This window comes from Priestia sp. J2 (assembly GCF_020790095.1).
Taxonomy (GTDB): domain Bacteria; phylum Bacillota; class Bacilli; order Bacillales; family Bacillaceae_H; genus Priestia; species Priestia zanthoxyli.
In genome coordinates, this window is sequence record NZ_CP086208.1 from 1,175,167 (window position 1) to 1,187,245 (window position 12,079).

Here is a 12,079-nt window from a genome sequence, read left to right on the forward strand (position 1 = left end):
ACTGGTAGTTTGTTCATGTACTTCCTTTTTATTCGACTATTTTTTCTCAAGAAGAAAGGAAGAATATAAAGACAAACTTTACACTCTTTTACAGTGGATAAACAGTAGATTTACGTTTGGATGGTAACTTTAGACATGTCGAAGATAATGAAATAAAGGAGCGGGTACATTTATATGAAGAAAAAATTAGCAGGTATTACACTGGCAGGAGCAGTAGCATTGGCCTCGTTTGGTTTAGGAAACTCTCTTATTCAAACGGAAGCAAAAGTGGAGCATCAGTCAGCTAAGAAACCTCAAAATGTCATTATGATGGTAATGGACGGGACGAGCTCAAATGCTACTACACTTGCAAGATGGTACAAAGGAAAACCGTTACATATGGATCAGCTAATGGCCGGGGGAGTACGGGCGTATTCGGCAGAATCTGCTATTACAGATTCCGCTCCAGCAGCTACTGCTTTAGCAACAGGAAATAAATCAAATTCTGGTTATGTAGGTGTGCTCCCTTCAGTAGTGAATACACCTGGGGTTAAACCCGTAGAAAAAGAAGATCAGTTTCGTCCCGTAGCAAACGTTCTAGAAGGAGCAAAGCTTTCGGGGCGCGCGACAGGAATTGTGGCTACTTCTGAAATCCAGCACGCCACACCAGCTGGTTTTTCAGCCCACAACTACAGCCGTGATGATTTTCAAACGCTAGCGGAGCAGCAAGTGTATCAAAACATCGATGTAGTACTTGGAGGAGGTAAGCAATCTCTTCTTCCAGGAGCAGAAGAAAAAAGCCGAAAAGACGGTGAAAACTTAGTCAATGTATTGAATAAAAGAGGATATGACTTTGTAGAAAACAAAAAAGAATTAGAGCAGTCGCGCTCTAAAAAAATCTGGGGGAACTTCGCTGACCGAGACTTGGCGTATGATATGGACCGCCCACAGACAAAAGCAGAACAGCCAAAGTTGTCCGAGATGACAAATAAAGCAATAACGACGTTGTCAAAAGATAAAGATGGTTTTTTCTTATTTGTTGAAGGGAGCAAAACGGATTGGGCAGCTCATGCCAATGATCCAGTAGGAATGATTAGCGATGTATTAGCGTTTGATGAAGCAGTGGGCAAGGCAGTAGAGTTCGCTAAAAAAGATGGAAATACGATGGTTATTGCGATTGCTGATCACGGAAACAGCGGTCTTTCAATCGGTAATGCAAATACAACAAAAGGATATGATACCACACCTGTTTCTGCTTATATTGATCCATTAAAAAAAGCAAAAATGACGTTAGAAGGTGCTACGTCTAACTTAAAAGAAGATTTATCAAATAAAGAAGAAGTAGCTGCTTTGTATGGTTTATCAAACCTAACTTCAGAGGAAAAAGCGCAGCTGACTAAAGCAAGAGATAAAAAAGAAATCAGTGCTACACTATCGAAGCTATTAGCCAACCGAGCAAACCTTGGATTCACAACGGGCGGTCATACGGGTGAGGATGTATTTCTGTATTCATACGGCGTCAATCGACCAACGGGGCACTTTGATAATACGGATATTGCCAAACATATGGCCAAGTCAATGAATATTAACTTAAACGAGTTAACAAATGAATTATTTATTGAAGCAAATAAAGCGTTTAAAGGCTCAAATGTAGCGGTGGACTCAAAAGATAAAAACAACCCTGTGCTCGTTGTTACAAACAATAAGCGAACGGTACGTTTTCCGGTAAATAAAAATATTGCGATTGTAAATGGAAAAGAGATGCAGATGGACAGCGTGGTGGTACAGGATAAAAAGGGTCGCTTCTTTGTATCGAAACAGGCACAGCAAATTGTAAAAAATGCAAAATAAGAAATGAATGTAAAACAGGCCGAAGTATAACTTTAGGCCTGTTTTTTTACAGATAATAGATGGATAATTAGATGTATTAGCCTTTAGAGAGGAATGAATTGATTTATTTTACAAATAAATAGCTTTGAACTCTTAAAGGAATGGAAAGTCTTCACCTTTAAATATATGTGATTTATACTATGAAATGGTATAATAATCATAGTTCTAAAAGGAACTAGTTCGGAATACATATGTAAGTTCATAACGTTATATGCTAGAATTTTTATAATAAAATGAATAAAAAATACATAAATTTCTTCAAGTGAAATTACAAATACAGGGTTATTAAGGGTTGTATGTAAGTAATTACCTTGAATAAAAAGTAAAAAAATGAATAAAAGTATGGGTGGAAGAACGTAGAACATGTTTTAATAGTAAGAGAAGACAAAATGATTGAAAATAGCGTGTCGCCTTTATTAAAAATATTAAATAAAGATTGTGGCATGCTGATTTGCAGATTATAAAAAGGGTATTAAATCATTGTTAGGAAAATAAATGATAATAGATAAACGGTTTTATTTCTTCTTCTAGAAAACCTACAATTATTGCAATATTCCCCATGAACAATCGTTGTGCGTTCCATTAACGATTAGCGTCCGTGTAGATCATTCATCTCAACATAAAAACACTATAAAGATGTGTAGACATGCATAAAACAGAATGGGCAATAGTTCGTACTATACTTTAACATTGTATCCTAGGGGGAGTCAGGATGAACAAAATCAACTTAATTATTGCCGATGATAACGAAGATTCGGTTGAAATTTTAGATTATTTTATAGAACAGCTTCCGGAATTTGAAGTGATTGGCATCTGCAAAGACGGAGAGCAGCTTGTACAGGAAGTGATGGCTAAGAGTCCAGACCTTTTGCTCGTAGACATTAATATGCCTACGATTAACGGTGTAGATGCCATAAAAAAGTGCCTGCGCATTAAGCCGAATTTAAACTTCATTTTTATCACCGGTTATGATGAATTTGCTGTGAAGGCATTCGAGTTGTCGGCACTGGATTACATTGTAAAACCAATTGAAAAAACCAGACTTTATATGGCGCTAGAGCGGGCAAAAAACTCCATTGGAATTGATAAAAATCAGTCAAAAAAGCCAGGTGAGCAATTAAAAAGACTGCCTGTAAAATTTAATGGATCTACTTATTACATTCCAATTGATCAAATTATTTTTATCGAAAAGTCCGGAAAAAAATGCTTAATCTATACTCAATCACGTGTCTATGAGACATATGAAAATATTAGTGATATCTATATGTATTTGAACCCTTCTGTATTCAGTCAAACACATCGGTCTTATATCGTAAATTTGCAGAAAGTTTCGCACATCACGCCAAAAAACGAAACATATCTTGTTTATTTCTTAGAAATTGATGAATATGCTCATATCTCAAAATTAAAAATCCAAGACGTTCAAAAACAGCTGCATCAGTTAATGACAAATTAAGAGATGCTGCTGCTTCTAAAATAGTTATGTTGATGAAAGGACGAAGCTTATGTAAGTTTCGTCTATTTCATGTGTCTGCTTTCGGAATAAATGATCGTAATATAGTTCTTATAAGGAGAGTTAGATAGAAGAAGTAACGTTAAAGTGAAAGGAAAGAAAATGATTTCAATTACTGGTCACTATAATGAATTTACCGTATTTCTTGCTGTCATTGTAGGGATTCTTGCCTCTTATACAGCACTTGATATTGTGAGCAAAATGATAAAAAAACAGCGAAACAATTATTTGTGGCTTACACTGTCAGCAACTTCAATGGGGCTTGGAGTGGGGGCGATGCACTATATTGCGATGCTTGCTTATTATGTTCCTGTTAGCTTTCATTTTGATGCTGTACTTTCTGTTCTTGCTTTAATAATAGCAATTAGCGGGTCATTAGTTGCGTTTTGGACATTCTGGAAATGGCGCACGTCGGTATGGTCAGGGCTTATTTTAGGAAGCAGTATTCTGGGTACGCATTACATTGCAATGGCAGCAATCGAAACAGAAGCACACATTCATTATGCGATGCTATCTGTTTTGCTTTCCATCATCATCGCCCTGGTCGTTGCATTTTATGCGATGCACTTGTTTTTTCGTTCGAAAAGCGTGAAAGCTAATCCATTTCTTAAACTTGTTAGCTCCATTTTGCTAGGTATTGGCATTTCAGCTATGCATTTCATTAGTATGTATGGAATGAAGCTGCATATTGCACATTCAGTTGCTAGAAGGTGGGGCCAGTGGCTGCCGTATCAAGCGCCGTTTTCCAATATTATTGCAAGTATCACGATTACGCTACTCATTGTCTTCCTGCTCGTTGCTGCTTTTAAGCGTCAGGAAGAAGTGAGGGAAAGTCAATTAAAAGAAGAGTATTATCAATCTCTTTTTAACTACAATCCCAATATTGTGTGTGCAGTTGATTTATACGGCAATATTCAAACGATTAACCCAAAAGGAATCGAGCTAACAGGATACACGTTAAATAAAATGGAGACAATCCCGTTTCCTTCTATGTTCAGAGAAGCTGAAAGAGCTGAAGAATATATGTGGAAATCCCTGAGCGGAGACTCTGTATATTATGAGGCAACGCTGATTCGAAAAGATAATCAGCCTGTATACGTTGAAGTCACGCAAATGCCCATTATTGTTTATGATCAAATTAAAGGAAGTTACGTTATCGCCAAAGATGTGACAGATCGAAAAAGGGCTCAACAGCAGCTTCTGGATTTACAAAAAGATTTAAAACGCACGCTTTCACAGCAAGATGGTACTATTTTTAAATTTGTGAAGAACAGTAAAGGATATGTCTATACGATGTGCGAAGGCAAAATGATTCGTGAAATGGGATATGAGGAAATAGATGTTGTCGGAAAAACACCTGAGGAATTTTTACCTGAATCCTACGCAAGAGATAATAGGAGTTACTATGATAAAGCATGGGCGGGAGAGAAAGTGTCGTATGAAGTACTTTTGAACGACTTTGCTTACTATACGAAATTAACACCTCATATCTACAAAGGAGAAGTACAAGAAGTTATTGGTTCTATAGTAGATATTACTGATCTTCACGAAGCAAGAGAAAAGCTGGCTAAAAGTGAAAGCATGTATCGATCCGTTCTTTCTACAATGTCAGAAGGCGTGGTGTTTCATGACCTTGAAGGTAACTTAATTGCTGCCAATGCATACGCTGCTAAGATTCTAAACGTGCCTTATGACCAAATGTTATCGGTTAACCCGTTTGGTTTAGACTGGGAAATTATTCATCCTGATGGCACAGCTTTTGCACTCGAAGATATTCCATCTGTCCGCTGTCTTCATACAAAAGAGCCTGTGCGAAATACAGTCATGGGCATTTATTTAAATGAGAAAAAGTTGACTTGGCTTTCGGTGAATGCTGAACCTCTGCAAGAAAGCAAATATTATAAAGGCGTAGTTGTCACATTTTATGATATTACAAAGCAGCAGGAACAAGAACAAGACCTGCTTCATTCCAATCAGCAAATGATTATAGCCAAAGAAGAAGCCGAAAAAGCAAATCAGGCTAAGTCAGAATTTTTATCAAAAGTAAGCCATGAACTTCGAACGCCTTTAAACAGTATTTTAGGCTATGCACAGATATTGGAAGAGCAAGGAGAAAAAGATTTAACAGAAAAACAATTGAATCGTATACGAAAAATTTTAAAAGCAGGTAATCATCTTCTTTATTTAATAAATGAAACGCTTGATTTATCGAAAATTGAATCAGGCCACTTAGCGATTAACCTTGAACCAGTGTCGGTAAAAGAAGCAATTGAAGACGCGCTTAAAATTATGAAACCATTAGCAAAAGATAAGCATAGTATATTTTATACTCGCTTTCACGCATACCAAGAAGTCTTTGTTGAAGTAGATGAGCTTCGGTTTCAGCAGATCTTATTAAATCTGCTTACAAACGCCATTAAATATTCGCCCGCTTATCGCGATATCATTATCTATACCGACATCACTCAGCATCACGTAACCATATTGATTGAAGATAGGGGTTTTGGAATTCCAGCTTCAGAATTAAATCGGATTTTTGAGCCTTTCTACCGCGTGAATAGACTAGAAAAAGATGGAACAGGGATTGGGCTGGCGCTTGTAAAGCAGCTTGTTGTCTTAATGAATGGAACGTGCGGAGTGCGAAGTGAAGAAGGAAAAGGCAGTACATTTTGGGTTCGTTTTCCCTTAGTACATCCACCTGTTCCTAAACGCTTATCCAATGAAGGGGAAGGCGAGTCATTTTTAGGTTTTTCCATGCCGATCTCAATTGTGTATATTGAGGATAACGATACAAATATTGAGCTTATGCAATCGATTCTTTCTCCATATAAAAACGTTAAGCTCTTAGTTGCCAAAACAGGAGAAAACGGCATCGGGCTAATCAAGTCCATTTCACCGGATATGATCTTAATTGATATTGATCTGCCTGATATGAATGGTTTTGAGGTATGCACACAGCTTCAGCTGGAAAAAGAGTTGAAGAATATTCCGCGAGTTGCCTTGAGTGCAAGCGCAATGCAAAGCGACATCGATCAAGCTTTTTTAGTCGGTTTTAGTGAATACGTAACAAAGCCTATTCATATTGCCACGTTTTTAAACGTATTAAAACGCTTAACAAAAGCTTAACAAAAGTTTAGAGGGCTTTTCATTGACTTATTAGTGGACCTTTTGTAAAATAAAAACAACTTAATACATTTACTTCTTACGGAGTAAAGGGGAGTAGCGTCAGGGAAACCTGAAACAAAGTCGTCATTACATGGAGTATTCCATCGGCTTTGTTGGCATAATGATTATGCTTAGCAAGACCTTTGCCATATTTGGCAAAGGTCTTTTTGTGTTTTATTCCGGTAATGAGAATAAATCAACTTATACAAAGAAACGAGAGGGGATTTTTATGGATGCATCGCTTTTGTTAGAATATGGATGGGTATTGCTGGTGCTGGTTGCATTAGAAGGAATTTTGGCGGCGGATAATGCTCTTGTAATGGCCATTATGGTCAAACATTTACCGGAAGAAAAACGCAAGAAGGCATTGTTTTACGGATTAGCCGGTGCCTTTATTTTTAGATTCGGTTCATTGTTTTTGATTTCATTTTTGGTAGATGTATGGCAGCTTCAAGCAATAGGAGCCATTTACTTATTGTTCATTTCCATTAATCATATTGTGAAGCGATATGTGAAAAAAGGTGATCATGAAAAAGTAAAAGAAGCGGACGGAAAAAAAGGCTCAGGTTTCTGGATGACGGTTTTAAAAGTAGAAGTAGCGGACATTGCTTTTGCGGTTGATTCAATTTTGGCTGCTGTGGCTCTTGCCGTTACGTTGCCAACAACCAATCTTCCTAAAATTGGCGGACTCGATGGCGGACAATTCTTGGTGATCTTTGCCGGAGGAATTATGGGACTAATCATTATGCGTTTTGCTGCAACTTGGTTCGTCAAGCTATTAAATACGCGCCCGGGGCTAGAAACGGCGGCTTTTGCTATCGTAGGCTGGGTAGGGGTTAAGCTAGCAGTTTACACTCTTGCTCATCCGGAGTTAGGTATTATTAATGAACACTTCCCTGAATCAAAAGTATGGAAAATTACGTTTTGGGTTGTGTTACTTGGCATAGCAGCTTCAGGCTGGTTTTTATCTAAAAACAAAGAACAAACTGATCTTGAAGGTTCAGAGAAAGAAAAAGACTCATTAAAGAAAATTGAAAATCAATAATACAAAAAAACGCGCTTTTAATGCGCGTTTTTTTGTATATTAAGATAAAATACCTAGTTTAAATTGTTTTGAGAAAGGGTAAAAGAACTAACTGATGTTTAATTACTGTATATCCGAATGTTTTGCTTTTTCGTTCATATTCTGTAAAGAACGGAAGCAGCGTTGGATAATTCAGTTCAATGAAGTTTATTTCAGTTCATAAACATATATTTCAAATGTATGTTAATTGGTAAAATTGAGCTATTATGGGTTATAATAAAGAGAAATTAAAAGGAGCAGAGTGCTTCTTAACCCTGTTTGTCATCAAAAGAATGGATATTAATATGGTATAAAGCAACTGAGTATAGTAAAAGAGGTGAAGCCAATGCTCACAAAAGTTCAAACGCCTCCATCGCTTGAAACGCTTGTACTGACGATTCAGCAAGGGGATAAACAATTACATAACGAAATGATTCAACAATATAAACCGTTTATTGCTAAAGTTGTTTCAGCTGTATGTAAACGTTATATAAGTGAAGCTGACGATGAATTTAGCATTGGTCTGATTGCGTTTAATGAAGCCATTGAAAATTACACAATCCAAAAAGGAAGATCCCTTCTTGCATTTGCGGAACTGATTATTAAAAGAAGAGTCATCGACTATATTCGAAAAGAAAAGCGAAACCAAACGCTTCTCTATAGCCGAATTGAAAATGAAGGTTTTATGCAAGGTAAGATAGAAAGGGATATATCGCTTTCTAACTATAAAAGGCAAAGTGAAACTTCATATATTCAAGAGGAAATGACTTATTTTTGTCAGACGCTGGAACTGTTTAAATTAACTCTTCAAGACATAATTAACACGTCTCCTAAACATAAGGATGCAAGGGGAAACGCAGTGGAAGTTGCATCTTTTATCGTCAATGAAAAAGAATTAAAAGATAAGCTGTTTTTAAAGCGGCAGCTTCCCATTCGCTTGATTGAAAAACATGTCAAAGTGAGCCGGAAAACAATTGAAAGAAACCGGAAATATATCATCGCAATGGTTATTATATTAGCGGGGGACTACGTGTATTTAAAAGACTATATTATGTAAGAAAAAGGCACACGCAGGTGCCTTTTTTTTAGCCATGTTATGAAGTTATGTTTTATTTTTGTGTGCTGCCGCTTAAGTGAGCTTGAGCTTGTTGCACCAAGCGTTTTGTGATTTCTCCGCCTACTGAACCGTTGCTGCGTGCAGCAGTGTCAGAACCTAGAGTTACCCCAAATTCTTGAGCGATTTCGTATTTATATTGATCTAAAAATTGTTCTACTCCTGGTGTTAATAGTTTATTTGTTCTAGCCATGATTAGTCATCTCCTTTTTTAGTTGTACAGCAGTTCACTGCTGTACCTGTATTATTTGCTGTTTACTATTTTGCATACTGGTAATGGTTTGCAAGAAAGTATAAAAAAGCCCAGCTTTCAAAGAAGCTGGGCTTTTTTATATATTATTTTACAACCGCATATTGCTCAAGAGACTGAGCAAATGATTTTTGAAGAGATTTTACTTGCTCTACGTATGCATCAGATACGTGTTGGAACTCTTGACGCGTTTTCTTTTGCTCTTCTACTAATTGTGTTACTACTTGATGATATTGTTCTTGAGCTTGCTTTACTAAAGAATAGCTTGATTTGCTTTGGTTAAGAGAAAGCTCTTGTAATTTATTTAATGCTTCATGCGTGCGGTTTGTCCATTCTTCATAAGAATCGGCAACAGCGTTACCAGCTGTTTTACGTAAGTTTTCAACTGTTTTTTGTTGAAGATCTTCTAATTCAGCTTTCCACTGTTTGTCTGTTGCTTGAAGTTGTTCAACTGCTTTTGTTACAAATTCTTGCTGTTGCTCAAGTGCTTTTAACGTCCATTGCTCAATTTGTTTGTTTCCGTCTGCAATGTTTTGTAACCCCTTTGTCCATTGTTCCCACATTGCATCAATTACTGTATCATACTTTACTGTTGACATAATCAAATTCCTCCTTGAATAATTTGGTCTGGCGAACAGTTATCGTAATGAACAAAACGTTAAAGAGGAAATTCGTAGTTGTGTAATAAACCTAACATTCCGCGCTCGCTGGTTGACCGTGAAATTTATTTAACATTATATTAGGAAACGCAGATGTACTGCGTGAATCCCTTTAATCGTTTTCTTCCTCTTTTGATTCTTTTGACTTTTTAGAAGAAGAAGAGCTAAAAGGGAACAACATGTCGGTATACATGTGAAAAAATGAATCTAACATGTTTTGATACTGTTCAAGTGAATTAGCCCACATGCTTAAATATTGTTCACCGGCATCTGTTAATGAGTAAATCCGGCGTGCAGGTCCTTCAGCTGACGTATCCCATTGCGATGTAATCAAGTTGTCTTTTTCAAGCTGTCTCAGCGTGCGGTAGACATTTCCTTGATCAACTGATGTGAATCCAAAGCTCATTAGTTGCTGAATGAGCTTGTAACCATGTAGATTCCAACCTCTTAAACTTAAAAGAAGAAAAGGAACCATCAAGTTTTTTGGTGCACCGCTAATCGATTTTTCTAAGTTGTTTGAATTAGAGGTGTTATCTTTTTCACTTGATCCCAAGGTAATCACCCCTTCGAAAAAAGAGAATTTGTTTTCTATATGTGTAATTTACACCTAGATGAAAAAATTGTCAACACTTTAAAACAGGTCTTTCAAATACAGGAAAAAAGAACGATTTTTTGAATTTCGACAAAAAGCGTCAAAAAAATTCAAAAATAAACAAAGATTTAGAATTGTTTATTTTGGAAAACGAATTTATAATAGTACATGTAGGTAATTTTTATAACATTTATAATTTGTTGGTAAGTGAATTGTGAAAAGATTTACATTATCCAATAAATAAACGCAAAATTGGTTGCGTTTACTTAGAGCTTCTAATATGTCGCTTGTCACATTAAGTGTCCATATTGAAAGCCATCACTTTTAACGTACACAAGAAAGGAGATGGAGTTTTGGAACAGCAAAAAGTATTTGATCCGTTTCAAGCATGGAAAGACGTATATGACAAAACCGAATCTTACTGGGGTAAAGTTATTGGGGACAATATGAATCGTGAAGAATTTTCCCAGCTCATGGGAAATGTGCTAAATATGAACCTTCAATATCAACAAGCAGTAAATGAAGTAACGGGGCGCTATCTGCACCAAGTAAATGTACCAACAAAAGAAGATGTAGCAAACGTTGCGTCATTAGTCATCAATGTGGAAGAAAAAGTAGAATTATTAGAAGAGCAATTTGATGATCGTTTTGATGAATTAGAAGCACAGCAAGAAAGTGCATCCGCTTTGAAAAAAGATGTAACTAAGCTGAAATCTGATGTCAAATCATTAGACAAAAAACTCGACAAAGTGTTATCTCTTCTTGAAGGGCAGCAAAAAACACAAGACGAGTTAAAAGAAACGATTCAACAACAAATTAAAACTCAAGGTGAGCAGCTTCAGGCTCAGCTTTTAGAAAAACAAGAAAAATTAGCTGAAAAGCCAAAGGCAGAAGCTAAAGCTGAAGCAAAACCATCAAACGCTCAAAAAACTGAGCAACCGGCTCGCAAGTAGGGCATAGGGGATTTTAAAACAACATTAACTGCTGTATTTACAGTAAAAATCATCGCTGAAGAAGCAAGGGGGAAATTTTTCATGACAACATTACAAGGTAAAGTAGCAATCGTAACAGGCGGATCTAAAGGTATCGGGGCAGCAATTACACGTGAGCTTGCTTCTAATGGAGTAAAAGTAGCAGTAAACTATAACAGCAGTAAAGAATCTGCAGAAGCAATTGTAAAAGAAATTAAAGACAACGGCGGAGAAGCTATTGCGGTTCAAGCTGACGTGTCTTATGTAGATCAAGCAAAACACCTAATCGAAGAAACAAAAGCTGCGTTTGGTCAATTAGACATTCTAGTAAACAATGCTGGAATTACGCGCGACCGTTCATTCAAGAAATTAGGTGAAGAAGATTGGAAAAAAGTAATTGATGTAAACTTACATAGCGTATACAACACAACATCAGCTGCGCTAACGCACCTTTTAGAATCTGAAGGCGGTCGTGTTATCAATATTTCATCAATTATTGGTCAAGCGGGCGGATTTGGTCAAACAAACTACTCAGCTGCTAAAGCAGGTATGCTAGGATTCACCAAATCATTAGCTCTTGAACTAGCTAAAAGTGGCGTAACGGTTAATGCAATTTGCCCAGGATTTATTGAAACAGAAATGGTAATGGCAATGCCTGAAGAAGTACGTGCAAAAGTTGTAGCAAAAATCCCAACTCGTCGCTTAGGTCACGCTGAAGAAATTGCACGTGGAGTTGTTTACTTAGCAAAAGACGGCGCGTACATTACAGGACAACAGTTAAACATTAACGGCGGCTTATACATGTAATAAATGCTGGCCCTGACTTTTGTCGGGGCTGTGCTTGTTAACTAACTACTAATGAAATGAAAGGGTGTGTATATTC

At 36.9% G+C, this 12,079-nt stretch carries 10 protein-coding genes and 1 riboswitch; of the genes, 7 read left to right on the forward strand and 3 right to left on the reverse strand.

Annotated features, from left to right (window positions below):
• Positions 1-174 precede the first annotated feature (174 nt).
• The 5 genes from LJY09_RS05995 to sigI all read left to right on the forward strand — a co-directional run bounded on the left by LJY09_RS05995 (position 175) and on the right by sigI (position 8,667).
• Complete coding sequence (locus LJY09_RS05995; RefSeq protein ID WP_155010296.1) at positions 175-1,830, forward strand: alkaline phosphatase; 1,656 nt, start codon at positions 175-177, stop codon at positions 1,828-1,830.
• A 751-nt stretch (positions 1,831-2,581) separates the two neighbouring features.
• Positions 2,582-3,325 (forward strand): LytR/AlgR family response regulator transcription factor, encoded by a 744-nt coding sequence (locus tag LJY09_RS06000; RefSeq protein WP_028414187.1) that lies wholly within the window; start codon positions 2,582-2,584, stop codon positions 3,323-3,325.
• A 159-nt stretch (positions 3,326-3,484) separates the two neighbouring features.
• Positions 3,485-6,508, forward strand: a complete 3,024-nt coding sequence (locus LJY09_RS06005; RefSeq protein ID WP_228307611.1) for a PAS domain S-box protein — start codon at positions 3,485-3,487, stop codon at positions 6,506-6,508.
• A 76-nt stretch (positions 6,509-6,584) separates the two neighbouring features.
• A riboswitch (yybP-ykoY riboswitch) is annotated at positions 6,585-6,679 on the forward strand.
• A gap of 97 nt (positions 6,680-6,776) precedes the next feature.
• Positions 6,777-7,592, forward strand: a complete 816-nt coding sequence (locus tag LJY09_RS06010) for a TerC family protein (RefSeq protein WP_028414185.1) — start codon at positions 6,777-6,779, stop codon at positions 7,590-7,592.
• 364 nt (positions 7,593-7,956) lie between these two features.
• Positions 7,957-8,667 (forward strand): RNA polymerase sigma factor SigI, encoded by a 711-nt coding sequence (gene sigI, locus LJY09_RS06015; protein WP_028414184.1) that lies wholly within the window; start codon positions 7,957-7,959, stop codon positions 8,665-8,667.
• A gap of 52 nt (positions 8,668-8,719) precedes the next feature.
• Here sigI and LJY09_RS06020 read toward each other — a convergent pair whose 3' ends face one another.
• The 3 genes from LJY09_RS06020 to phaQ form a co-directional block, all read right to left on the reverse strand.
• On the reverse strand, positions 8,720-8,917 hold the full coding sequence (locus LJY09_RS06020) for an alpha/beta-type small acid-soluble spore protein (RefSeq protein WP_013055933.1): 198 nt from the start codon (positions 8,915-8,917) through the stop codon (positions 8,720-8,722).
• Positions 8,918-9,060: 143 nt separating this feature from the next.
• Positions 9,061-9,573, reverse strand: a complete 513-nt coding sequence (gene phaP / locus LJY09_RS06025; protein WP_014461097.1) for a polyhydroxyalkanoic acid inclusion protein PhaP — start codon at positions 9,571-9,573, stop codon at positions 9,061-9,063.
• A gap of 172 nt (positions 9,574-9,745) precedes the next feature.
• On the reverse strand, positions 9,746-10,186 hold the full coding sequence (phaQ, locus tag LJY09_RS06030) for a poly-beta-hydroxybutyrate-responsive repressor (protein ID WP_013055935.1): 441 nt from the start codon (positions 10,184-10,186) through the stop codon (positions 9,746-9,748).
• Between the two features lie 392 nt (positions 10,187-10,578).
• On the opposite strand from phaQ, the gene phaR reads away from it, so the two are divergent.
• Together phaR and phbB are read left to right on the forward strand one after the other, a co-directional pair.
• Positions 10,579-11,178: a polyhydroxyalkanoic acid synthase subunit PhaR gene (gene phaR / locus LJY09_RS06035; RefSeq protein WP_028414183.1), complete on the forward strand. Its 600-nt coding sequence runs from the start codon at positions 10,579-10,581 to the stop codon at positions 11,176-11,178.
• Between the two features lie 81 nt (positions 11,179-11,259).
• Entirely contained in the window at positions 11,260-12,003 is a 744-nt protein-coding gene (phbB, locus tag LJY09_RS06040; RefSeq protein ID WP_014461095.1) for an acetoacetyl-CoA reductase, read from the forward strand.
• The last annotated feature ends 76 nt before the right edge of the window (positions 12,004-12,079 follow it).

Bases quoted from the DNA above. Each gene is read 5' to 3' on its own strand.
- LJY09_RS05995 (WP_155010296.1), top strand. From the start codon at position 175: ATGAAGAAAAAATTAGCAGGTATTACACTGGCAGGAGCAGTAGCATTG.
- LJY09_RS06000 (WP_028414187.1), top strand. From the start codon at position 2,582: ATGAACAAAATCAACTTAATTATTGCCGATGATAACGAAGATTCGGTT.
- LJY09_RS06005 (WP_228307611.1), top strand. From the start codon at position 3,485: ATGATTTCAATTACTGGTCACTATAATGAATTTACCGTATTTCTTGCT.
- LJY09_RS06010 (WP_028414185.1), top strand. From the start codon at position 6,777: ATGGATGCATCGCTTTTGTTAGAATATGGATGGGTATTGCTGGTGCTG.
- sigI (WP_028414184.1), top strand. From the start codon at position 7,957: ATGCTCACAAAAGTTCAAACGCCTCCATCGCTTGAAACGCTTGTACTG.
- LJY09_RS06020 (WP_013055933.1), bottom strand. From the start codon at position 8,917: ATGGCTAGAACAAATAAACTATTAACACCAGGAGTAGAACAATTTTTA.
- phaP (WP_014461097.1), bottom strand. From the start codon at position 9,573: ATGTCAACAGTAAAGTATGATACAGTAATTGATGCAATGTGGGAACAA.
- phbB (WP_014461095.1), top strand. From the start codon at position 11,260: ATGACAACATTACAAGGTAAAGTAGCAATCGTAACAGGCGGATCTAAA.